The organism is Modestobacter sp. URMC 112, assembly GCF_053502575.1.
Genome location: NZ_CP199957.1, coordinates 3,816,024 through 3,837,929, shown reverse-complemented (window position 1 = coordinate 3,837,929; position 21,906 = coordinate 3,816,024). Strand labels below are relative to the sequence as shown.

General features: G+C 74.3%; 24 protein-coding genes and 1 tRNA gene. 18 read left to right on the top strand and 7 right to left on the bottom strand.

Going from position 1 to position 21,906, the window contains the following annotated elements:
• Positions 1 to 113: 113 nt before the first annotated feature.
• From ACWIX6_RS18225 to ACWIX6_RS18200, 6 genes are all read left to right on the top strand, one after another.
• Complete coding sequence (locus ACWIX6_RS18225; protein ID WP_448613846.1) at positions 114 to 1,982, top strand: copper resistance CopC/CopD family protein; 1,869 nt, start codon at positions 114 to 116, stop codon at positions 1,980 to 1,982.
• Between the two features lie 28 nt (positions 1,983 to 2,010).
• On the top strand, positions 2,011 to 2,760 hold the full coding sequence (locus ACWIX6_RS18220) for a YcnI family copper-binding membrane protein (RefSeq protein WP_448613845.1): 750 nt from the start codon (positions 2,011 to 2,013) through the stop codon (positions 2,758 to 2,760).
• A complete protein-coding gene (locus ACWIX6_RS18215) occupies positions 2,757 to 3,431 on the top strand; it encodes an SCO family protein (RefSeq protein ID WP_448613844.1) in 675 nt (224 codons plus the stop codon). Before ACWIX6_RS18220 ends, ACWIX6_RS18215 begins: the two co-directional genes overlap by 4 nt.
• 239 nt (positions 3,432 to 3,670) lie before the next feature.
• A complete protein-coding gene (locus ACWIX6_RS18210; protein ID WP_448613843.1) occupies positions 3,671 to 4,432 on the top strand; it encodes a M23 family metallopeptidase in 762 nt (253 codons plus the stop codon).
• A gap of 41 nt (positions 4,433 to 4,473) precedes the next feature.
• The gene (locus ACWIX6_RS18205) at positions 4,474 to 4,908 is read left to right on the top strand and encodes a helix-turn-helix domain-containing protein (RefSeq protein WP_448613842.1); all 435 of its coding nucleotides are present in this window, start codon (positions 4,474 to 4,476) and stop codon (positions 4,906 to 4,908) included.
• 10 nt (positions 4,909 to 4,918) lie between these two features.
• Positions 4,919 to 5,341: a VOC family protein gene (locus ACWIX6_RS18200; protein WP_448613841.1), complete on the top strand. Its 423-nt coding sequence runs from the start codon at positions 4,919 to 4,921 to the stop codon at positions 5,339 to 5,341.
• Positions 5,342 to 5,352: 11 nt separating this feature from the next.
• On the opposite strand, the gene ACWIX6_RS18195 is transcribed toward ACWIX6_RS18200, so the two are convergent.
• The gene (locus ACWIX6_RS18195) at positions 5,353 to 6,426 is read right to left on the bottom strand and encodes a glycerophosphodiester phosphodiesterase family protein (RefSeq protein ID WP_448613840.1); all 1,074 of its coding nucleotides are present in this window, start codon (positions 6,424 to 6,426) and stop codon (positions 5,353 to 5,355) included.
• A gap of 111 nt (positions 6,427 to 6,537) precedes the next feature.
• Here ACWIX6_RS18195 and ACWIX6_RS18190 point away from each other — a divergent pair.
• Positions 6,538 to 6,610: transfer RNA gene (locus ACWIX6_RS18190), tRNA-Ala, on the top strand.
• Positions 6,611 to 7,170: 560 nt separating this feature from the next.
• Positions 7,171 to 7,596 (top strand): SRPBCC family protein, encoded by a 426-nt coding sequence (locus ACWIX6_RS18185; protein WP_448613839.1) that lies wholly within the window; start codon positions 7,171 to 7,173, stop codon positions 7,594 to 7,596.
• A 212-nt stretch (positions 7,597 to 7,808) separates the two neighbouring features.
• Here ACWIX6_RS18185 and ACWIX6_RS18180 read toward each other — a convergent pair whose 3' ends face one another.
• Positions 7,809 to 8,612 (bottom strand): alpha/beta fold hydrolase, encoded by an 804-nt coding sequence (locus ACWIX6_RS18180; RefSeq protein ID WP_448613838.1) that lies wholly within the window; start codon positions 8,610 to 8,612, stop codon positions 7,809 to 7,811.
• 447 nt (positions 8,613 to 9,059) lie between these two features.
• Here ACWIX6_RS18180 and ACWIX6_RS18175 point away from each other — a divergent pair, with 447 nt between their 5' ends.
• Genes ACWIX6_RS18175 through ACWIX6_RS18165 form a run of 3 tightly spaced genes read left to right on the top strand, consistent with a single transcriptional unit; the run spans position 9,060 to position 10,530 of the window.
• A complete protein-coding gene (locus ACWIX6_RS18175; protein ID WP_448613837.1) occupies positions 9,060 to 9,407 on the top strand; it encodes an ArsR/SmtB family transcription factor in 348 nt (115 codons plus the stop codon).
• Entirely contained in the window at positions 9,404 to 9,910 is a 507-nt protein-coding gene (locus ACWIX6_RS18170) for an SRPBCC family protein (RefSeq protein ID WP_448613836.1), read from the top strand. The genes ACWIX6_RS18175 and ACWIX6_RS18170 overlap by 4 nt, the downstream gene beginning before the upstream one ends.
• Positions 9,910 to 10,530: a dihydrofolate reductase family protein gene (locus ACWIX6_RS18165; protein WP_448613835.1), complete on the top strand. Its 621-nt coding sequence runs from the start codon at positions 9,910 to 9,912 to the stop codon at positions 10,528 to 10,530. Before ACWIX6_RS18170 ends, ACWIX6_RS18165 begins: the two co-directional genes overlap by 1 nt.
• 12 nt (positions 10,531 to 10,542) lie before the next feature.
• On the opposite strand, the gene add is transcribed toward ACWIX6_RS18165, so the two are convergent.
• From add to ACWIX6_RS18140, 5 genes are read right to left on the bottom strand one after another with little or no spacing between them, the layout of a single operon-like run.
• Entirely contained in the window at positions 10,543 to 11,523 is a 981-nt protein-coding gene (gene add / locus ACWIX6_RS18160) for an adenosine deaminase (protein WP_448613834.1), read from the bottom strand.
• Entirely contained in the window at positions 11,520 to 12,305 is a 786-nt protein-coding gene (locus ACWIX6_RS18155; protein ID WP_448613833.1) for a nucleoside phosphorylase, read from the bottom strand. The genes add and ACWIX6_RS18155 overlap by 4 nt, the downstream gene beginning before the upstream one ends.
• On the bottom strand, positions 12,302 to 12,961 hold the full coding sequence (locus ACWIX6_RS18150; RefSeq protein WP_448613832.1) for a phosphorylase family protein: 660 nt from the start codon (positions 12,959 to 12,961) through the stop codon (positions 12,302 to 12,304). The genes ACWIX6_RS18155 and ACWIX6_RS18150 overlap by 4 nt, the downstream gene beginning before the upstream one ends.
• A complete protein-coding gene (locus ACWIX6_RS18145) occupies positions 12,954 to 13,658 on the bottom strand; it encodes a nucleoside phosphorylase (protein WP_448613831.1) in 705 nt (234 codons plus the stop codon). Before ACWIX6_RS18145 ends, ACWIX6_RS18150 begins: the two co-directional genes overlap by 8 nt.
• A 3-nt stretch (positions 13,659 to 13,661) precedes the next feature.
• Positions 13,662 to 14,477 (bottom strand): creatininase family protein, encoded by an 816-nt coding sequence (locus ACWIX6_RS18140; RefSeq protein ID WP_448613830.1) that lies wholly within the window; start codon positions 14,475 to 14,477, stop codon positions 13,662 to 13,664.
• Between the two features lie 167 nt (positions 14,478 to 14,644).
• Between ACWIX6_RS18140 and ACWIX6_RS18135 the strand changes: the two genes are divergently transcribed.
• The 7 genes from ACWIX6_RS18135 (at position 14,645) to hpxZ (ending at position 21,899) form a co-directional block, all read left to right on the top strand.
• A complete protein-coding gene (locus tag ACWIX6_RS18135) occupies positions 14,645 to 15,787 on the top strand; it encodes a BMP family lipoprotein (RefSeq protein ID WP_448613829.1) in 1,143 nt (380 codons plus the stop codon).
• An 80-nt stretch (positions 15,788 to 15,867) separates the two neighbouring features.
• The gene (locus ACWIX6_RS18130) at positions 15,868 to 17,427 is read left to right on the top strand and encodes an ABC transporter ATP-binding protein (protein WP_448613828.1); all 1,560 of its coding nucleotides are present in this window, start codon (positions 15,868 to 15,870) and stop codon (positions 17,425 to 17,427) included.
• The gene (locus tag ACWIX6_RS18125) at positions 17,424 to 18,566 is read left to right on the top strand and encodes an ABC transporter permease (RefSeq protein ID WP_448613827.1); all 1,143 of its coding nucleotides are present in this window, start codon (positions 17,424 to 17,426) and stop codon (positions 18,564 to 18,566) included. Before ACWIX6_RS18130 ends, ACWIX6_RS18125 begins: the two co-directional genes overlap by 4 nt.
• Positions 18,567 to 19,901: an ABC transporter permease gene (locus ACWIX6_RS18120; RefSeq protein ID WP_448613826.1), complete on the top strand. Its 1,335-nt coding sequence runs from the start codon at positions 18,567 to 18,569 to the stop codon at positions 19,899 to 19,901. It abuts the gene before it with no gap.
• Positions 19,902 to 19,912: 11 nt separating this feature from the next.
• Entirely contained in the window at positions 19,913 to 20,104 is a 192-nt protein-coding gene (locus ACWIX6_RS18115; RefSeq protein ID WP_448613825.1) for a hypothetical protein, read from the top strand.
• Complete coding sequence (locus tag ACWIX6_RS18110) at positions 20,101 to 21,498, top strand: AtzE family amidohydrolase (RefSeq protein WP_448613824.1); 1,398 nt, start codon at positions 20,101 to 20,103, stop codon at positions 21,496 to 21,498. Before ACWIX6_RS18115 ends, ACWIX6_RS18110 begins: the two co-directional genes overlap by 4 nt.
• Positions 21,495 to 21,899 carry an oxalurate catabolism protein HpxZ gene (gene hpxZ, locus ACWIX6_RS18105; RefSeq protein WP_448613823.1) on the top strand — a complete coding sequence of 135 codons (405 nt, stop codon included), beginning with the start codon at positions 21,495 to 21,497 and terminating at the stop codon, positions 21,897 to 21,899. Before ACWIX6_RS18110 ends, hpxZ begins: the two co-directional genes overlap by 4 nt.
• Positions 21,900 to 21,906: the final 7 nt, after the last annotated feature.

Genomic DNA, 21,906 nt, shown 5'->3' with positions numbered 1-21,906 from the left:
CCACCTGCCGTCCACCGCGGGGACACCTCCCCCCATCGGGACGTCACGTACGTCACGGGAACCACCGGGGGCGGACCGGCGACTACTCCACCGTGCGCAGGCGATGGCGATCCGTGGCCGGGCGATCCGGAGCCGCGGCGGCCCGGCGACTGCTGTCCGCCGGAGTCGTGCTGGTCGCCGTGCTCGGCGGGGCGCTGCTGTTCGACGTGCTGACCGCGCGGCCGGCGCTGGCACACGCCACCGTCGTCTCCACCACGCCCGCCCAGGGGGACCGGCTGACCGCCGTCCCGGCCGAGGTGGTCGTCGAGTTCGACGAGGACGTCTCGCTGGGCGCCGGCTACGCCCGGGTGCTGGACGGCGAGGGCCGGCGGGTGGACACCGGGACGCCGACGGTCCGGGACGGCGTCGTCACCGTGCCGCTGCGGAGCGGCCTGCCCGACGCGGGCTACGTGGCCACCTACCGGGTGGTGTCGGCGGACTCGCACCCGATCGCCGGCGCCTGGTCCTTCGTGGTGGGCGACGGCGAGCTCCCCGCCGCCCCCGCCGCGGGGGAAGGCGCCTCGGCCGACCCGGTGGTCGCCGCCGTGCTGCCGGTCACCCGGTGGCTGGGGTACCTGGGGCTGTCCCTGGGGCTGGGCGTGCCGGTGCTGCTGGTCACCTGCTGGGCGCGTCCTCGCGGTGTCGGGGGTGACCGCGCCGTCGACCGCGGGGACACCCCCTCCACCGCGGGGGGCGGCTGGGGCGTGCCGCTGCTGCGCCGGCTGACCGCCGCGGGGCTCGGGGCGGTGGCGGTCGCGGCGCTGCTCGGTCTGGCGCTGCAGGGGCCCTACGCCGCGGGCGCCGGACTGGGCGCGCTGACCGATCCCGCCCTGCTCGCGGCGACCACCGGGTCGGCGTACGGCGTCACGCTGCTGCTGCGGGCCGGCCTGGCCGTCGGGCTGGCAGCCGTCCTGCTCGCCGGCTGGCGGAGGGGCCGCCCGCCCGGCACGCCGCTGCTCGGGCTCGCCGGGGTGCTGGCCCTCGGCCTGGTCGTCACCGTGGCCGCGGTCGGCCACCCGGTCGCCGGCCCGCTCCCCGGCCTGGCCGTGGCCGTCACCTCCGTGCACGTCGCGGCGATGGCCTGCTGGCTGGGCGGGCTGGCCGCCCTGGCCGCGGCGGCCCTGGTCCCGGGCGTCCCGGGCGCGGAACTGCGGTCGGTGCTGCCGGCCTGGTCCCGGCTGGCCGCCGGTCTGGTGACCGCCCTGGTGCTCAGCGGGGTGCTGCAGTCGGTCCGGGAGGTCGGCACGCCCGCCGCGCTGGTCAGCACCGGCTACGGCTGGCTGCTGGTGGCCAAGCTGATCGCGGTGCTCGCCGTCCTCGCGGTGGCCGCGGTCAGCCGGGACTGGGTGCAGCAGCGGATGGGCGGGCGGCCGGGAGGACCGCTGTCGCGCCGGCGGGTGGTGGCGCAGGCGTTCGCCGCTCCGCCTGGCGGTGCGGCGTCCCCGGCGGACGGCCTCCCCGAACCGGGACCGGACCCCGGTTCCGCGGAGGTGCGCTCGCTGCGCCGGTCGGTGCTGCTGGAGGTCGCCGGGGCGCTGGTCGTGCTGGCGCTCTCCGCCGTCCTGGTCGGCACGCCGCCGGCCCGCGCGGCCGTCGCCGCGCCGGTGGAGGTCACCCTGCCGCTGCAGGCCGCCGGCGGGGGCGCGGGGAACGGCTCGGTGATGGTCTCGCTCACCCCGGCCAGTCCCGGGCCGACCACCCTGCACCTCTACCTGTACGACGAGGCGGGGCAGCTGACCCAGCCGCGCGAGGTGCGGGTCAGCCTCGCCGAGCGGCAGCAGCAGATCGGCCCGCTGGACGTCGAGCTGGCCGCCGCCGGGCCCGGCCACTACGCCGGCGAGGGGACGACGCTGCCCACCGCCGGCACCTGGACGCTCACCGTCACCGTCCGGCTCGACGAGTTCACCGCCACCACCGCCAGCACCGTCTTCCCGGTCCGCTGACCGGTTCCCACCCCGACCAAGGAGATCTGTGTCCCCGCACCCGTCCCGGCCGCGCGCCCTCGCCGTCGCCCTGCTCACCGCCGTCCTGGTGGTCCTCGGCGGCGGGGTCGCCTCGGCGCACGTCACCGTCTCCTCCGCCGACGCGGCGCCGGGTGGCTACGGCAAGGTCACCTTCCGGGTGCCCAACGAGAGCGACGCCGCCAGCACCGTGGCCCTGCGGATCCAGCTGCCGACCGACGCGCCGCTGACGTCGGTGCGCGCGCAGCCGGTGCCCGGCTGGACGGTCACCCTGACCTCCACCCGGCTCGACCCGCCGGTCGAGGCGGGCGGCGAGCAGGTCACCGAGGCCGTGTCGGTGGTGGAGTTCCGCGCCGATGCCGGCGGCGGGATCGCGCCGGGGCAGTTCCAGGAGTTCGCGCTGTCCGGCGGTCCGTTCCCCGAGGTCGAGTCGCTGACCTTCAACGCCGTCCAGGTCTACAGCGACGGCTCGGAGGCCGCGTGGATCGAGCCGACCGTCGCGGGCCAGCCGGAGCCGCAGCGCCCGGCGCCGGTGCTGTCCCTGACCGGGGGTGCCGGCGCCGCGGACGGGCACGGCGCCCCGGCCGACCCGGTGGCGGCCGCTCCGACCGACCCGGCGGCCGGCACCGCCGCTGCCGCCGAGGACGGTGGGAACGGGCTCGCGGTGGCCGCGCTGGTGCTCGGGGCCCTCGGCCTGCTGGCCGGGCTGACCGGCCTCGCCCTCGGCCTGGCGGCCCGCCGACGTACCGTGGCGGGGTGACTCCGCTCCACCGCGCGCCCGGCCGGACGATCCGTCGCGGGCCTGCCGCGCTCGCCCTCACCGGCGCGCTCCTGCTGGCCGGCTGCGGCGGCGACGCCGGTGCCGAGGGTCACGACCACGGCGGCGGCGAGCCGCCGGCCACGGTGTCGGCCGCTGCCAGCCCGTACCAGGGGCTCTACCTGCACGACCCCTACCAGAAGCCGTCGTTCACCCTCACCGACTCGACCGGGGCGCCCTACGACTTCGCGGCGCGCACCGCCCAGGGACCGACGCTGCTGTTCTTCGGCTACACCAACTGCCCGGACATCTGCCCGAGCACGATGGCCGACGTCGCCCTCGCCCTGCGCGACGTCGACCCGGCGGTCGCCGGCAGCACCACCGTGGTGTTCGTCACCACCGACCCGGCCCGTGACACCCCCGAGGTGCTCGAGGAGTACCTCGACCGGTTCGACGCCGACCTGCCGACCGCTTTCGTCGGGCTGACCGGCGACCAGGAGCAGATCGACCAGGCGCAGCTGGCGGCCGGGGTGCCGCTGGCCGAGGACGGCGGCGAGGCGCACTCGGCGCTGCTTCTCCTCTACGGCACGGACGGCGAGGCGGACGTCGCGTTCGACGCAGGCAACTCCGGCCGGGACATCGCCGCCGACCTGGCGCTCGTCGCCGCGGAGTGAGCCCGGGGGCGCCAGGACTCCGGGCGCCCGGGCCACGCCGGCAGCCCCTGGGCGCCTCCCGGAGGGAGGGTGCCGTTTCCCTGGCGGCGCGGGTCGCAACCCTGCGTCGCGAAGAAATTACAGGCGTGTCATTCCGAACACGCCGAGCAGGGGGTCACAGGGCGGTCACACCGTGTTTGGGTGGGGGCAACCGATCCGGTTCCGCAGGTGGTGACCGGGTCCTCCCGAGAGGCAGGTCCATGGGGTCGAGGCACGCCGGGTCGACGCGCGAGCACCGGGTCGTCGTCCCTTCGCCGCCTCGCCGCACCTCCCTTCGCGGGCGACCGGCCGCGCTGCTCGCCGCGCTCGTCGTCGGCGGCGTCGCCGCCGGCCTGATGGGCGTCCAGGGTGCGCCCGTGGCGACGGCGGACGAGTCGGCGTCGGTCGCCGACCTGATCGGCTCGGACGCCGGGGAGGTCATCGACCCCGAGCTCGCCCCGATGGTCGCCATCACCGAGGTCGAGGCCAAGGCCCGGCTGGCCGAGGTGGCCGCCACCCGCGCGGCCCGGGCCGAGGCGGCGGCTGCCGCGGAGGCCGCCGCCATCGCCGCCGCGGAGGCCGCCCGGCCGGATGCGGTGATGCCCGTGAACGGCGCCCGGCTGACCTCTCCGTTCGGTCAGCGCTGGGGGAGCATGCACTGGGGCATCGACCTGGCCGCCCCGATGATGACCGAGGAGTACGCGGCCGCCGACGGCGTGGTGCTGCGGGCCGGCTCGGCCAGCGGCTACGGCCAGGCCGTCTACATCCTGCACGAGAGCGGTGACGTCACCGTCTACGGCCACATGGAGAAGATCCTGGTCGACGCGGGTGACGTGGTCAGCGCCGGCGACACCATCGCGCTGCTGGGCAACCGGGGGCAGTCCACCGGCCCGCACCTGCACTTCGAGGTCCACTCCGGCGGCCTGGACGGCAAGCGGGTCAACCCGGTCGCCTGGCTGGAGGACCTCGGCGTCGACGTCTGAGCTCCTTGACGATCCCCCGGTCCGGCCACTGGGATCGCGCGGTGAGCCGGAGCAGCGAGGACTCCAACCGGCGGATGCTGCGCGCCCGTGCCGTGATGGACCGCGACTACGCCCAACCGCTCGACGTCGCGGCGCTGGCCCGGGTGGCGCACGTGTCCGAGGCGCACTTCATCCGCACGTTCCGCGACACCTTCGGCGAGACGCCCAACCGCTACCTGCAGCGGCGCCGGGTGGAGCGGGCGATGGTCCTGCTGCGGAACACCGACCGGACCGTCACCGACGTCTGCATGGCCGTGGGCTTCTCCAGCCTGGGCACCTTCAGCCGGGTGTTCGCCGAGATCGTGGGCGAGCCGCCGTCCGTGCACCGCCGCCGTGGGCCGCTCGCGCCGGTGCCCAGCTGCTTCGCGATGGCCTGGCTGCGGCCGGCGACCAACGGAGCAGTTCCGGAGAAGCACCGGGACGGGCGTGGTCCCTAGCGTTGCCAGCATGTTGAACGCACTCACCATCTCCACCGTGTACGTCCTCGACCAGGACCAGGCCCTCGACTTCTACGTCGGCAAGCTCGGCTTCCAGGTGCAGAGCGACATGCAGTTCGGACCGATGCGCTGGCTCACCGTCGTCCTGCCCGGTGACCCGAACCGCGCCGTGCTCCTCGAGAAGCCGGGGCCTCCGTCGATGAGCGAGGAGACCGCCGCCCAGGTGCGGGAGCTGGTCACCAAGGGTGCCGTGGCCGGCAGCCTGTTCTTCCAGACCGACGACGCGCACAAGACGCACGCCGAGCTCAAGGAGCGCGGCGTGGACCTGCCGGAGGAGCCGACCGTGCAGCCCTACGGCATCGACTTCGGGTTCCGTGACCCGTTCGGCACCTCGATCCGGGTGGCGCAGATGGCCCCGCCGCCGTCCGCCTGAACTGCGTCCCGTCAGCCGGCCGGGTGGGCGGCCGGGAGCGGGAACCCGTTGTCGGCGAGCACGTCCCGCAGCAGGTCGGGGCGGTTGGTGATCAGGCCGTCCACGCCCAGGTCGATCAGCGCCTGCATGGTCCCGGCGTCGTCCACCGTCCAGGGGACGACCTCCATGCCCACGGCGTGCGCGGACCGGACGAGCTCGGCCGTGGTGAAGGGCTCGTAGCCGGGGTCGGTCACCGCGCCGTCGGGCGGGAAGCCGTGCACCGGGGAGAGGACGTCGGCGCCGAAGGAGTCGGCGGCAGCCACCGGATCGCCGTCGAAGTCGTCGACGTCGATGCCGCCGAGCCACGGGGAGGCCCCGGGGAGCCCGGGCTGCAGGTAGGTCGGCCCGTTGGTGAGGGCGACGACCGGGAGTTCGGGCGCCACCTCCTGGACCTGCATGAGGGCGCCCCAGTCGAAGGACTGGACGGTGACCCGGTCGAGCAGGCCGGCGTCCCGGACGTCGCGGGTCACGACGTCGACGAACAGGTCGCGCGGTGCGGTCTGCTCGGGGGAGTCGGCCTGCACCTTGAGCTCGACGTTCAGGCCGACGTCGTCGGCGCCCCGCTGGACGACGAGGTCGAGGACCTCGCTCAGCAGCGGCAGCTGGGCGCCGGGGCTGGTCTGCTGGTCGGGGGAGTCCGGTGACGCCGTGCTGCCGCAGTCGAGGGTGCGCAGCTGGGCGAGGGTGAGGTCGACGACGTACCGGGTGCTCGGGACGTAGGGCCACTCGGGGTCGCCGGGGGTGGCCGGGGCAGTGTCGGTGCAGGTGCGCGGGCTGAGGTCGCGGTCGTGGGCCACGACGGCGTGGCCGTCCTCGGTGATCTGGACGTCGAGCTCCAGGGTGCTGACGCCGAGGTCGAGCGCGCGTCCGAAGGCGGCGATGGTGTTCTCCACGGTCAGCGCGGCACCGCCGCGGTGGGCCTGCAGGTCGAAGGGCCAGGGCGCGGTCCGGCCGGGCTCGGCAGCGGGGGGCGGCTCGGCCCCGGGTGACGTGCAGGAGGCGCTCAGCGCCGACGCGACGAGAGTGGCGCAGAGGACTCGGCGCATGGTGTTCGGCTCCCGGGGTGGACGACTCGCTGAGCGGGAGCCCCCCGCAGGGGGCGGTGCTCCGCCATGTATCGTTCCTGACGGCTCGGACACACCAGACCGGGCCGGCAAGGGGCTGTGGCGCAGCTGGTAGCGCACCACACTGGCAGTGTGGGGGTCAGGGGTTCGAGTCCCCTCAGCTCCACCCCGTTAATCAGGCCGTTCTCCCGCTGGGAGGACGGCCTGAGTCGTCTCTGGTTGCAGTCTGCCCACCCTCAGCTGGGAGCGGCAGGGCGTCCATCCGGTCGGCGGCCTCCCGCGCCAGGGTCGGTATCACGTGGCTGGCTGTGAGTGAGCAGCTCCATGACGACCCTCGAGTGCACGTTCTCGAAGAGCAGCAGGGTGGCCGCGGTGTGCCGGCCGTCGTGCAGGTGCACGTATCGAACGCCCGCCCTCTGCAGCGGCCTGGTCCAGTCGTGGTACTCGGTCTCCTCGTAGATCAGCCCGCCGCCGCAGACGCGGTGGATGCTCCGCCGCACCGTTGGCGGGAGGTTTCCCGCGCTGCACGGGACGGTGAGCGCGCAGGACAGATCCGGTGCTGGCGCGGCACAGTGGCGGGGAGTAGCCGTTGTCGAAGCAGGCCGATAGCGCTGGTCGAGGTGCTCGGGGCCGCTGCCGGTCGAGACGATGCCGGCCGACGCGCGGGATGAGGGTGTCTCCCTGTCGTGAGGCTTCGTCGACGGCGATGAGGAGCAGGATGGCGCGGTGGAGCAGAGCGCCAAGGTCGACGTCGATGCCCCGGTCGAGCAGGTCTGGGACGTGCTTCGCGAGGTCGAGCGGTGGCCGGAGTGGGCGTCGACGGTGATCTCGGTGCGACGCCTCGACGACGGGCCGCTCGCCGTCGGGTCCCGGGTCCGGGTGGAGCAACCCCGGATCCCGGCGACCGTGTATGCGGTGACCGAGCTCGAGCCGGGCCGCTCGTTCACCTGGGTGGCCACCGGTCCGGGCGTCCGCACCACGGCTCGGCACGTACTGGAGAGACTCAGCGCCGGCGGCACACGCGTGACGTTGGCGGTGGAGCAGGCCGGGCCCGTGGGCGTGGTGATGGGACGGTTCTACCGCCGTCTCACCGATCGCTACCTGACCGCCGAGGCCCAGGGGATCAAGGCCAGGAGCGAGGGGCGGGTGTGACGGCCGGCCGGTGCGGAGTCGCGCCCGATCAACCGCCCCTGACGACCGGCTCCGCCTGAGCAGCTCCAGGACCACGCGCGAGGATCGATCGGCATCCACTCGCGCAGCCGAGCCGCCTCCTGCCGGCGACTCGGCGGCCCGCGGGTGGAGTCGAGACCTTTGCGACCACGAGGCAGCGGCTCTTGCTGCTGACGCGCCGGCGGTCGAGCTCGTCAACCGGTGAGGAGGAAGTCCGTGACGTCGGAGGGGAAACGACGGCTGGTCATGGTGCCGCCGTGTCCGGTACCGGGGTAGACCAGCAGTCGTCCGTCGCGGACGCCCTCGGCGGTCCGCCGGAAGATCTCGGGTGTGTAGACGGTGTCGCGCTCGCCGGCGATGACCAGTGTCGGAGCGGTGATGTCGCCGAGCCGTCCGGTGATGTCGAAGGCGTCCTCGGCTCGGGCGAAGATGACCATGTCCGTGGGGTCGCCGGGTCGGGTCAGTGGATCCAGGACCCACATCACGGGAGTGAGCAGCAGGGCTCCGAGGGGGGAGGCCACCTTCAGCGGGGCGAGGTGGTGGGCGCCACGCCGGCCGGCTGCGACTGCGTCGACGTACTGCAGCTGGGCTCGACGAGCCGCTGGGCCGAGTCGACAGCCGGCGCTGACCAGGACCAGCCGACGGACTGCACTCGGGTGGTCGGCGGCGAGCTGCAACGCCACAGATCCTCCCGAGGAGACGCCGAGCACGTCGACCGGACGGCCGAACTCGGCGTCGAGTGCGTGTGCGTGCTGGCCGGCGATGTCCTGCATCGTCGTGCCGGGGAGGAGACGAGGGGCGCGTCCGACCGCGTGCACGCGGAAGTGCCGCGCCAGGGGCGCGAGCAGCCGCGTCTCGGCCAGGCGCTGCAGGCCCGTCGGATTGGCGTGCACGGTCATGAAGCCGCGCAGGACCACCAGGGGCGGGCCGGAGCCCCAGCTGAGGCAGGGGAGGCCGTCAGCGAGCGTTCCCTCGTGGAGGTCCACCGGACCGACCATGGTCGTCCTCCTCGAGCGGGGGCTGTTCCCTTGATGCAGGGACCAGGATCCGACGCGCGCGGGTGGGGCCGTGACGAGCCGCCTGATGCCCGGCCGGCGCAGCTCCGCGCGGGGTCGAGCAGTCGTCCGAGCAGGGCGAGTTCTCCGGCCCGTCCACCAGCACGTCGTCACGCTAGCGACGCGCCTCGTCCCGGTGAACCGGTCCAGCGCTGGGGCGATGACGGCGGTGCAGGGCCCCGGTCCACCAGCGCATGCGGGCTGGAGCGGCCAGTGCCGATCCCGAGGCCGGACCACGTCCGACCGGTCGGGCGTCCCGACGGCCTGAGCCGTCTCCCTTCCCGGTCGGCCCACACGTTCCCGTGGCACTGGCGTGGACGTGCGTCCTCCCCGACCGCGAGGAGAGCAGGCGGGCTTGTTCGCATGCCGTTATGGGAATACGATGGCGACATGGCACGGGCAGCGACGACGTCGGACGTCTTCAACGCGATCGCCGAGCCGCAGCGCCGGGACATCCTCGCGCTGCTGCGAGCGGGGGAGCGGCCGGTGACCGACCTGGCCCTCCAGCTGGGGATGAGCCAGCCGGGGGCGTCCAAGCACCTGCGGGTGCTCCGGGAGGTCGGGCTGGTGCGGGACCGCAAGGCGGGCAAGCAGCGCCTCTACGGCCTGGACGCCCGCGGGTTGCGACCCGTCCACGAGTGGACCGGTGGGTTCGAGCGGTTCTGGAACGAGAGCTTCGACCGGCTCGACGCGTACGTGCAGGACCTCGAGCAGGCACGGCAGGAGGAGCAGACATGAGCGAGACGGGACGAGCAGCGCCGGCGCAGTCCGCCGCAGCTGACCGCGAGATCGTGATCTCCCGGGTCATCGACGCCCCACCGGAGCTGGTGTTCGAGGCGTTCACCGAGGTCCGGCACCTGTCGCGGTGGTGGGGGCCGGAGGGGTTCACCACCACCACGCGGTCCTTCGAGTTCCGCGTCGGCGGGGTGTGGGACTTCCTCATGCACGGACCCGACGGGACCGACTACCCGGAGTGGATCACCTGGACCGAGATCGTCCCGCCGGAGCGGATCGCGCTGCTGCACGGTGAGTTCCGCGGCGACCCGAACGCCTTCGAGTCGACCATCACGTTCACGCCCGACGGGGCGGCCACCCGGATCGAGATGCGCACGGTCTTCCCCACCGAGGAGCTGCGCGACGAGGCGGTCGAGAGGTACCACGCGATCGAGGGCGGTCAGCAGACGCTGGGCAACCTGGCCGCCTACGTCACCGGGTCGCTCCAGAAGGGAGCTGAGGGCTGATGGCCGGGAAGGTGTTCTTCAGCGTGTCGATGTCGCTGGACGGGTTCATCGCGCCCGGGTCCCTCGGGGAGTTGATGGGGCGGCAGTGGATGGAACTGCAGCAGTGGGTCTTCCGGCAGCGGTTCTTCCGCGAGAACCTGGGGCTCGGCCGGGGTGGGGAGGAAGGGCGCGACAACGACATCGTGCGGGAGACGTTCGAGCGCACCGGCGCGAGCGTGATGGGCAAGCGCATGTTCGACGCCGGCGAGCAGATGTGGCCGGAGGACGCACCGTTCCACACGCCGGTCTTCGTCGTGACGCACGAGCAGCGCGACCCCTGGGAGCGGCCGGGCGGGACCACGTTCCACTTCGTCAACGACGGCATCCGGCCCGCGCTGGACCGGGCCCGCGAGGCCGCCGGCGACCGTGACGTCCGCATCGCGGGCGGCGGCGCGACGATCCTCGAGCACCTTAACGCCGGCCTGGTCGACGAGTTCTCGATCGCGGTCTCACCCGTGCTCTTCGGCTCCGGCATCCGGCTGTTCGAGGGCGTCGACGCGGGCCGCGTGGCCCTGGAGCCGGTCCGCTCGGAGGCGTCGTCGCGGGTGACGCACCTGACCTACGCCGTGCACCCGCGGTAGCCGCATCCTCCGTCAGGCGGCGTCGGCGTCCCGTAGTGAGCGGCGGACGTCGTCGCTGCAGAAGGCGACGTCCAGCGCCGCGGCGCTCATGGCCATCAACTGGCTCCGGTCCAGTCCCATGTCCTCGCTGACCAGCCGGCGCTCGTGCGACAGCGGCGCGCCGGTCGTCACCGGGTCGTCGTCGCCCAGCACCACCCGGGCACCCGCAGCCAGCATCGGCTTCAGCGGGTGGGCGTCCAACCCGGTCACCGCACCGGTGAGCACGTTGGACGTCGGACAGACCTCGAAGCAGACGTCGTTGGCGACCGCCCAGGCCAGCTCGTCCCGGTCCAGCACCACCCGGCTGCCGTGGCCGATCCGCTGCACCCCGAGGAGCTCGTGCGCCTGCCGGGCCGCCGAGGCGTCCGCCGCCTCGGCGGCGTGCGCCGTCACCCCCAGGCCGGCCGACCGTGCCCGGGCGAACGCTGCCCGGAACGGCGTCAGGTCCGGGTACCGCGCCTCGTCCCCGGCGAGGTCCACGGCCACCACCCCGGCGTCCTGGTGCCGGACCGCCGACTCGACCACCTCCAGCGCCGCCTCCTCGTCGAACTCCCGCAGCACCGCCAGCACCAGCACGGCCGGCATGCCCGTCGTCCGCACCCCCTCCGCCAGCCCGCTGCACATCGCGCCGACCACCGCGTCCAGCGGCAGCCCGGGTCGCACGTGCGTCGTCGGGCCCGCGCGCAGCTCGAGGAACGCGGTGCCGTCCGCGGCAGCGTCCTCGACCGCCTCGCGGGTCACCCGGGCCAGGGCGTCGGCGGCGCCGAGCACGGGATAGCCGGCGGCGACGTGCGCCAGGTAGTCGGTCAGGCTGCCCGCCGCCGGCATCGTCAGCGCCGCCTCCCAGCCCTGCAGCGGCGCGGGGACCCCCTGCGCCTCGGCGAGCTCCCGCGCCGTCGCCGGCCGCACCCACCCCTCCAGGTGGGTGTGCAGGTTCATCCGGAGGCCGATCACCCCGGGGTCCCGGGTGTCAGCCGCAGCGCCGCCTCCAGCGCGATGTCGATGCTCTGCTCCCACCCGCGCGCCAGCCGGGCGTTGTGCTCCCCGCCGTAGGGCGCGTCACCGGTCACCAGGTTGCCCGAGACCCCGCAGACCATCCCCGCCCGCAGCCCCCGCAGCCGGGCGACGGTGAAGATCGCCGAGCTCTCCATTTCCACGTTGAGCAGGCCGAGCGAGGTCATCCGCTGCATCCACTCCGGTCCCTCCGCGTAGAAGGCGTCGTCGGACACGTTGACCCCGACGTGCACCGACGCCCCGGTCGCGGCGGCGTGCTCCCGGGCGACGGTCATCAGCGACATGGTCAGCTCGGTGTCGGGCACCGCGGGATAGCCGAGCGGCGCGTAGGCCAGCGACGTCCCGTCGTTGCGGTACGTGCCGGTGTTGACCACCAGGTCGCCGACGGCGACGTGCGCCTGCAGCGCCGCCGTGCTGCCCACCCGGATGAAGGTGTGCACCCCGCACCGGGCCAGCTCCTCCACGGCGATCGCGGCCGAGGGGCAGCCGATGCCGGTCGACGTGGCGGTGACCGCCATGCCCTTGTAGCGGCCGACGACCGTCCGGTACTCACGGGCGTGCGCGACCTCCGTGGCGTCCTCGAGCCGGTCGGCGATCAGCTGCACCCGGAACGGGTCCCCGGGCATCAGGGCCACGCTGCCGACCTCGCCGGGCGCGACCTTCAGGTGGTACTGCCGGCCGGTCGAGCCCTTCACGTCCGGAGCTGCGGCGGGGTCGGTCATGTGCGTGTTCCCCGATCGTCGGAGGAGCGGTCGTCGGTGAGGGTCTCGAGGGCGGCGTCGGTGACCGCGGCGCTGGTCCCCGGGTCGACGCCGGCGTCGACGAGCGCCGCGGCGGCCCGCACCTGCCGGGCCGCGGCCACGACGAAGAGGGCCGCGCAGAGCAGGTCGGTGGCGAGCACGAGCGGGTGCTCCCCGGCGGGGTCCGGCACGTCCACCGACCGGACCAGGCCGGCCACCACCCGGTTCCCCAGCCGACCGGCGAGACCCGCCCGCAGCAGGGTGTCCGGGACGGCGGGGTAGGCCCGCGGTGCGTACTGGCCGGTGGTGCCGTCCTCCCGGACGGCACCGGTCGGCACGAGCACCGCGCCGGGGGAGGGGAGGCCGTCCGCCGTCCCCACCAGGACGGCCTCGCGGGCGCCGGCCCGGGCGAGCTCCTCCACGGCGATGGCCAGCGGCGGGGCGCCCACCCCGACCTGCACGACGAGGACCCGGTGCCCGGACCGGTCGACCAGGGAGGAGGTGTACTCGCGGCGGCCGGCGGCCGGGACGGCGCCCCACCGGGCCAGGGAGCCGTCCAGGACGACGTCGGGGCCGACCAGGAGCACCCGGGGCGGGACCGCCGCGACGTCCACCCCGAGGTGGTAGAGCTCAGCCACGGTCGCTGCCGATCAGCCGGGCCAGGCCGTCCACCGCGACCCGGCAGAGGTCCCCGTCGTCCCGCCAGGCCTCGCCGGCGTGGTTCCCGATGGCGTTCACCTTGAGGACGGCGCCGGCCCGGAGTCCCTGCTGGGCGGCGAGGCAGAACAGCACCGAGGCCTCCATCTCGCTCGCCAGCACGCCGAGCCGCTGCCAGGCCAGCCACGCCGCGCGCAGCTCGCCCTCCACCGGGCTGCTGCCGGGGTCCACCTCGCCGAAGAACGAGTCCTTCGTGTGCACCACCCCGCACAGCGTCGAGGGCCGCCGCTCCAGGGCAGCCGCGAGCAGCGCCTCGGTCACCCCGGGGTCCGCCACCGCGGGGAAGGAGGGCGGGAGGAACGACCGGGAGGCGCCCTCGTGCCGGACGGCGGCCGACGCGACGACGAGGTCCCCGGCGACCACGCCGTCGCGGACGGGACCGGCGCCACCGACCCGGATGAAGGTGTCGACGCCGCGGTCCGCCAGGTGCCGGACGGACTGCACCACGCTCGGCCCGCCCATGCCGGTGGCCAGGACGACGACCGGCTCGCCGGCGACCGTGCCGGTGCCCTCGGTCAGGGACGACGGCCGGTCGACGACCCGGGCGTCGTCCAGGTGCTCGAGCAGCCGGTGCACCCGCGACGGGTCGCCGGGGACCAGCGCGTAACGGGCCTCCATCGGTCAGTGCTCCCCGTCGGCGGTGAAGCGGCGCGCGGCGGCCGCCCGCCACGCGGCGACGTCGGGACCCGGCGCCGGCGGCGGGGCCTCGGCGAGCATGCGCTGCACGAGCGCGCCGACTGCCTCGACCGCCCGCTCGAAGAGCTGCCGGCCGAGCTCGGGGGTGGCCTCGGTGATCGACCGGCCGATGGCGCCGGACGGGGACTTGCGGCTCATGTCGTAGGCGAAGGCCCACCGGGACTCCGGCTGGTCGACGGCCCGGTCCATCCGGACGAGGTCGGGCCGGAGGTGCAGCACGAGGGCGGTCTCGGCCCGGTTGGCGTGGAACTCGCCCCGGCTGTCCGGAACGTCGTCGGTGACCAGGGTCCACAGATCGGGCTCGACGTCCCACCAGCTGTACCCGGCGACGCTCACGTCCGGGCCGAGGGCGGCGATCAGGTCGTCGACGGCGTTCCAGAGCACGCCGGTGTTGCCGAGGTGCCCGTTGAGCAGCAGCAGCCGGGTGAACCCGGCACTGGCCAGCCACCGGCCGATCTCGTGCAGCGCGCGCTCGGTGGTGCGCGGCGAGAGCGCCAGCGTCCCGGGGAAGAGGCTGCTGTGGCCCTGCGAGGAGGAGTAGGTCAGCGTCGGGGCCACGGCCACGCCCGTGCGCGCGGACACCTCGGTGGCGATGGCCTCCACGACGATGCTGTCGACGAGGAGGGGCAGGTGCGGCCCGTGCTGCTCGACCGCGCCGATGGGCAGCACGGCCAGGGGCATCGTGTCGGCGGTCCGCTGGACGTCGACCCAGCTGAGCTCGCCCAGGATCCTCGACCGCACCGCGCCTCCGGGTCTTGTCAGGTCGACAGGTTGTCATGTTAACTGCGCCGGGTCAATCGCGGGTTGCACCTCCGCTCGGGCGGGGGCCGAAGGGCGTCCTGCGACCTGCCGGAGAGAGGACCCTCGTCGTGAGATCGACTGGTACCCGGATCCCGTCCCGTTGGGGCGTGGCGGTTGGGCTGAGCCTGGCCATGCTGGCCGCCGCGTGCGGCAACGACGCGGCGGAGCCGGCCGCCGAGCCGGCGGAGTCCGGCGCGGGGAGCAGCAGCTCCGCGGCGCCGGCGCCCTCCGGGGACGGCGGGCAGACCGCCGCCGTCACCCTCGAGGAGCTCTGCGAGAGCGACTTCTCCGACGTCGAGGCACCCGAGGGCTTCACCGCCGGGCTGGTGACCGACGTCGGGACGGTCAACGACGGCAGCTTCAACCAGTTCGCCTACGAGGGGCTGAAGGCCGCGGAGGAGTGCTTCGGCATCCAGACCGACTTCATCGAGACGGCGAACCAGGCCGACTACAACAACAACCTCACGACGATCCTCAGCAGCGAGCCCGACGTGGTCGTCACCACCGGTTTCCTCCTGGCCGACGCGACCCTGACGTTCGCGCAGGACCACCCGGAGACCAAGTGGGTCGGGATCGACCAGTTCCAGGAGTCCTACCCGGACAACTACGTGGGGATCCTGTTCCGCGAGGACCAGGGCGGGTACCTCGCCGGCGCGCTGGCCGGCCTGCTGACCGAGTCCAACGTCATCGGCGTGGTCGCCGGCCGTGAGGACGTCCCGCCGGTGGTCCGCTACGTGAACGGCTACGAGGCGGGCGCCAAGTCGGTCAACCCCGACGTCGAGGTGCTGCGGGTCTACAACTCGTCCTTCGACGACCCGGCGAAGGGCGCGTCGGACGCCCAGCAGATGCTCGGCGAGGGCGCCGACGTGGTCTTCGGCGCCGGTGGCATCACCGGCTCGGGAGGGGTGCGCGCCGCGGCCGAGGCCGGGGCGTGGGCGATCGGCGTGGACCAGGACCAGTACGCCACCATCTTCGGCGGGGGCTCCGCCCAGGGGGCCGACCGGATCGCCTCGTCGGCGGTCAAGCGGGTCGACCTGGGCGTCTTCACCCAGATCGCCGAGGCGATCCGCGGCGAGTTCGCGGGCGGTCCCTTCCAGCTGACCGCGGAGAACGACGGGATCACCTACGCCCCGTCCCATGACGCGGACGTCCCGGAGGAGGTCCTCCAGCAGCTCGAGGAGGTCCGGCAGGGGCTGGCCGACGGCAGCATCGACACCGGCGTCGACCCCATCACGGGTCAGCCCAAGTAGCCCGCCGGCGCACGGGGGCGCGGGTCGTCGTGTCCCGCGCCCCCGTGCCCCGCCCGCACCTCCCGAGGAACGGTCACCGCTTGATCACCGACACGAACGAGACGGGCCGGCCGGACGACGTGCTGCGACGCAGCGCCGTGCTGCGCCTGGAGGGGATCACCAAGCGGTTCCCCGGGGTCACCGCCAACGCCGACGTCGACCTCACGCTGCACGAGGGGGAGATCCTCTGCCTGCTCGGTGAGAACGGCGCCGGCAAGAGCACGCTGATGAACGTCGTCTACGGGCTCTACCAGCCCGACGAGGGCCGGCTGACCGTGCGCGGCGAGCAGGTGTCCTTCCGCTCGTCGGCCGACGCCATCCGCCACGGCATCGGCATGGTGCACCAGCACTTCCAGCTCGTCCCGGTGATGACGGTCGCGGAGAACGTCGTCCTGGGGAAGGAGGGACGTCGGGGGCCGTTCCTGGACATGGACGGCGCGCGGCGCGAGGTGCGGCGGCTGTCGGAGCGCTACGGGCTCGACGTGGACCCCGACGCGGTGGTGGGCGAGCTGTCCGTCGGCGCCCAGCAGCGCGTCGAGTTGGTGAAGGCCCTCTACCGGGACGCCGAGATCCTGATCCTCGACGAGCCGACCGCCGTGCTCACCCCGCAGGAGGTCGTCGACTTCTTCGACGTCGTCCGCAGCCTCGTCGACTCGGGCAAGTCGGTCGTCTTCATCACGCACAAACTGCGCGAGGTGCTGGCCGTCGCCGACACCGTGGTGATCATGCGGGCCGGGCGGGTGGTGTCGACCTCCGCCGCGGCCGGGGCCACCGAGCAGGGGCTCGCCCGCGAGATGGTCGGCCGGGACGTCGGGTTCGAGGTGCACAAGGACCCCGCCCGACCCGGCGGACCCGTGCTGGAGGTGGCCGGCCTGCAGGTGGCCGACGACCGGGGGCACCTGACGGTCCAGGGGCTGGACCTCGTGGTGCGCGCGGGGGAGGTCCTGGGCATCGCCGGGGTCGAGGGCAACGGCCAGCGGGAGCTCGTGGAGGCACTGGCGGGCATGCGCGCCGTCGAGGCGGGGACGGTCCGGATCTGCGGCACCGAGACCACCGGCCGACCGCCGCGCGACGTGGAGAACCTGGGTGTCGGGCACGTACCCGAGGACCGCGGCAAGCACGGCCTGGTCGGCACCTACTCGATCACCGACAACCTGGTGCTCAACCGCTACCACCGCCGCCAGTTCTCCCGGCGCTGGGTGCTCAGCAGGAACGTCATGCGGCAGCACGCCCAGCGGCTGGTCCGGGAGTTCGACATCCGCACCCCCTCGGCCGACGTCCCCGCCGGCACGCTCTCCGGCGGCAACCAGCAGAAGATCGTCATGGCCCGGGAGCTGTCCGGGGACATCCGGCTGCTGCTCGTCGCCCAGCCCACCCGGGGTCTGGACGTCGGCTCCATCGAGTTCATCCACCGCCAGATCGTCGACCGGCGGGACGCGGGAGTCGCCGTCCTGCTGGTCTCGGCCGAGCTCGACGAGGTGCTCGCGCTGTCCGACCGGGTGGGCGTGCTCTACCGCGGACGGCTCGCCGCGGTGATGGACCGCGCCGACGCCGACCGCGAGACGGTCGGCCTGCTCATGGCGGGAGGGACCCCCTCGTGACCCGGTCGGACCAGCCGCTGGGCCGCCGGCTGCTGGAGGGCTACTTCCGGCTCGCCCCGGTGACCGTGCCGCTCTACGCCGTCCTCGTCGCCAGCCTCGTCGGGACGCTGTTCATCCTCGGCGCCGGGGCGGACCCCCTGACCGCCTACGGCGCGCTCCTCGAGGGGGCGGTCGGCAGCCCCGACCGGATCGCGGCGACGATCGGGCGGGCCACCCCGTTCATGATCGGGGCGCTGGCGGTCGCGCTGGGGTTCAAGGCCGGGCTGTTCAACATCGGCGCCGAGGGGCAGCTCCTCCTCGGCGCGCTGACCGCCGCCTGGGTGGGCACGTGGAGCTGGCTGGCCGGACTGCCGGGAGTGCTGGCCGTCCCGTTCGTCCTGCTGGCCGGCCTGCTCGGCGGACTGGTGTGGGGTGCGATCCCCGGCGTGCTCAAGGCCAAGACCGGTGCGCACGAGGTGATCACCACGATCATGCTCAACTCCATCGCGGCGGCGCTCGCGCAGTACCTGATCACCTCGCGCGAGCCGGTCCTGCTCATCGACGAGGCGGCGTCCACGCCGCACACCCGCCAGATCGCCGACTCCGCGCGGCTCCCGGCGCTGGTGGAGGGCACCGGGCTGCACCTCGGCATCCTGCTGGCACTGGCGCTGTGCGTCGCCACGTACCTGGTCCTGCAGCGGACGACGCCCGGCTTCGAGATCCGCACCGTGGGTGCCAGCAAGGAGGCCGCGCTCTACGCCGGCATGCCGGTCCAGCGCACGATCATCGTGGTCATGGCGGCGTCCGGCGCGCTCGCCGGGATCGCCGGGGCCGCCGAGGTCAGCGGCGGCAGCTCGGGCTACCTGACGCCCGGGGCCTTCACCAACATCGGCTTCGACTCGATCGCCATCGCGCTGCTGGCCCGCGGCAACCCGCTGGCCGTCGTCCCGGCGGCGCTGCTGTGGGGCGCCCTGCTCTCCGGCGCGCCGCTCATGCAGGTCGAGGCGGACCTGTCGGTGAACCTGGTCCGCATCGTCCAGGCACTGATCATCCTGTTCGTCGCCGCGGACGCGATCGTGCGCAGCCTGTTCCGGATCCGCGCGCCCCGCGGTGTCGACGCGGGGCAGCCGGCCACCTTCACCCGCGGCTGGGGAGGCTAGATGACCACGGTGGACGCCCGGCGACCGCAGCAGCAGCCGCCGGAGGAGCCGGCTCCCGCCCCGGTCGTGCCGACGCGGTCCTCGGTGCGGCTGCAGAGCCTGGGCCTGTTCTTCCTCCTGCTCGGCGGCTCCCTCGTATGGATCTCGGGCAACGTGCCCGCCGAGGACGTCACGCTGGTGTTCGGGCTCGGTGACCTCGCGCCGCGGCTCCCGCTCGACCCGCCGAACGCCGTCCTGGCCATCGCGCTGCTCTACCTCGTCGTCGGCGCGGTGGCACTGGCCCACCGGTGGACGGGGCGCTACGCCACCGTCGCGCTGATCGGTGCCGCCGTCCTCGCCGTGCCGCTGGTGCTCATCCTGAGCGTGGCGCTGGGCAACGCCGGCCAGACCAACCTGCTGCCGCTGCTCACCGAGGCGCTCCGGCTGTCCACGCCGATCGCCCTCGGTGCGCTCGCCGGCCTGTGGTGCGAGCGGGCCGGGGTGGTCAACATCGGCATCGAGGGCATGATGCTGGCCTCCGCCGGCATCGGGTTCACCTTCTACGCGCTGGCCGCCGGGGCCGGCGGCGGGCCCTGGCTGTACGTGTCGGTCCTGGTGTCGGTCGCCGTCGGCGGGCTGCTGGGGCTGCTGCACGCGGTGCTCTGCGTGACCTACCGGACCGACCAGATCATCAGCGGGGTCGCGATCAACCTCCTGGCGATCGGCATCACCAGCTTCCTGCGCCGCCAGGTGCTGCTCCCGCTGGGCGTCGGCACGGGCGTCACGCTGTCAGCGGTCGAGATCCCGGTGCTCTCCTCCATCCCGGTGGTCGGCCAGACCCTCTTCGTCGGCAAGCCGATCTTCATCACCATGTTCGTCGTCGTCGTGGTCACCAAGGTCGTCCTGTTCTCCACCCCCTGGGGGCTCCGGGTGCGCGCGGTGGGGGAGAAGCCGCACGCCGCGGAGACGCTCGGCGTGAGCGTCGTGCGGACCCGCTACCAGTCGGTGGTCCTGGGCGGACTCATCGCCGGCCTGGCCGGCGCGTGGTTCACCCTGGAGACCGTGGGGTCCTTCGAGGACCTGATGACCAACGGGACCGGCTTCATCGCCCTCGCCGCCCTGATCTTCGGCAAGTGGCGCCCGTGGCCGGCCTTCGGCGGCGCGCTGCTGTTCGGCTTCTCCTCCGCGCTCGGCAGCCGCATCCAGCTGCTCGGGGTCGAGGTCAGCGGGTTCCCCGTGCCCAGCCAGTTCCTGCAGGCGCTGCCCTACGTCGTGACCATCGTGGTGCTCGCCGGCGCCATCGGGCGGGCCGTCCCGCCGGCCGCGGACGGCGTCCCCTACCAGCCGTCCCGATGAGAGGTGCCCCCGTGGACTCCCCGTCCCCCCAGACCGCCGGGCAGGAGGCGCGGTCCGCGGTCCGCGCCGCGGCCGCGTCCCTCGGACTGACCGTCGCCGAGGAGGACCTCGACGCCGTCGCCGCTCACCTCGGGGTCCTGCGGGCGTTCGCGGCCGGCCTCGGCGACCCCGGGCCCGAGCCGGCGGCGGTGTTCGTCCCGTGACGGCGCTCTGGGCGGGGCCGGCACGGTCGGCGGTGGACACCGCCGAGGCCGTCCGCTCCGGCGAGCTGCGGGCCGCGGACGTCGTCCGGCGGACCGTGCAGCTGATCGAGGAGCACGACCCGGTGCTGACGGCCGTGACCGACGTGCACCAGGACCGGGCGCTGGAGGACGCCGAGCGCGTCGACGCCCTGGTCCGGGACGGGCGGGACCCCGGTCCGCTGGCGGGGGTCCCCTTCGCGGTCAAGAACCTGTTCGACGTCCGCGGCCACCGCACCCGTGCCGGGTCGGTCATCGAGCCCGACCGCGGCCCGGCACCGGCCGACGCGACGGCGGTGCGCCGGCTGCGCGACCGGGGTGCGGTGGTGGTCGCCGCCACCAACATGGACGAGTACGCGCACGGATTCACCACCGAGAACGCCCACTCGGGCACCACGCGCAACCCCCGGGACACCGACCGGCTGGCGGGGGGCTCGTCGGGCGGCTCCGCGGCGGTGGTGGCCGCCGGCCTCGTGCCGCTCGCGCTGGGCTCGGACACCAACGGCTCGATCCGGGTCCCCGCCTCGCTGTGCGGGGTGTTCGGGCTCAAGCCGACGTTCGGAAAGGTCTCGCGCGCCGGCACCACGCTGTTCGTGACCAGCCTCGACCACGTCGGGCCGATGGCGGCGACGTCGCGTGACCTGGCGGCGGCCTACGACGCGCTGGCCGGCCCGGACGACGCCGACCCGGTGTCCTCGGCCGTGCCTGCCGAGGCGTGCCTGCCACAGCTCGACACCGGCGTGGACGGGCTGCGGCTGGCGCTGGCCGGCGGCCACTTCCTCGAGGTCGCCGGAGGAGACGTGCTGGCCGCCGTGGAGGCGGCCGTGCGCCCGCTGGACGTGCACCGGGTGGTCGACGTCCCCGGGTCCGGCCAGGCCTGCGCGGCGTCGTCCGTGCTGACCTCCGCCGAGGCGGGGCAGCGCCACCTCCCCGGGCTGCGGACCCGGGCCCGCGACTACGACCCGGGGGTGCGTCCCGCGCTGATCGCCGGTGCGCTGGTCCCGGCCGCGGACTACCTGGCCGCCCAGCGCTTTCGCCGGCACTACCGGGACATGGTCCGCGAGGTCTTCGCCGGCGTCGACGTGCTCGTCACGGCCACCACGCCGTGCACCGCCCCGCGGATCGGTGAGCGGCTCATGCGCGTGCGGGACGAGCAGCTGTCGATCGGCATGAGCCTCGGCCTGCTGACCCAGCCGTGGGCGTTCCTCGGGATGCCGGCACTGACCGTCCCGGTCCCCGGGCCCGGCCACCTGCCGGTGGGCGTGCAGCTGGTCGCCCGGCCGCACGAGGAGGCGGCGCTGTTCCGGGTCGCCCGGGCGCTGGAGGCCGCCGGCTCGACCCTGGCCGGGCCGGCGTGAACGCCGGCGAGGTGGACCGTCCCGACGTCGTCCGGGAGGTCACCGAGGCCTTCGAGGCCTACGAGCGGGCGCTGATGGCCAACGACGTCGAGACGCTGAACGCGCTGTTCTGGGCGGACCCCGCCACCGTCCGGTTCGGCGTCCTGGAGGAGCTGTACGGCTGGGAGGCGATCGCCGAGTACCGGCGCAACCGGCCGCCCGCCGCGGCCCGTGAGCTCCTCCGCACGCGGATCACCACCTTCGGTCCGGACACCGGGGTCGCGGTCACGGAGTACGCCGAGGCGGGGGCCGCGCAGGTGGGTCGCCAGACGCAGGTGTGGGTTCGGCTGGACGGCGCCTGGCGGATCGTCAGCGCGCACGTCTCCCTGCCCCCGCTCCCGGGCACGACCGAGCAGATCTGATCAGCTG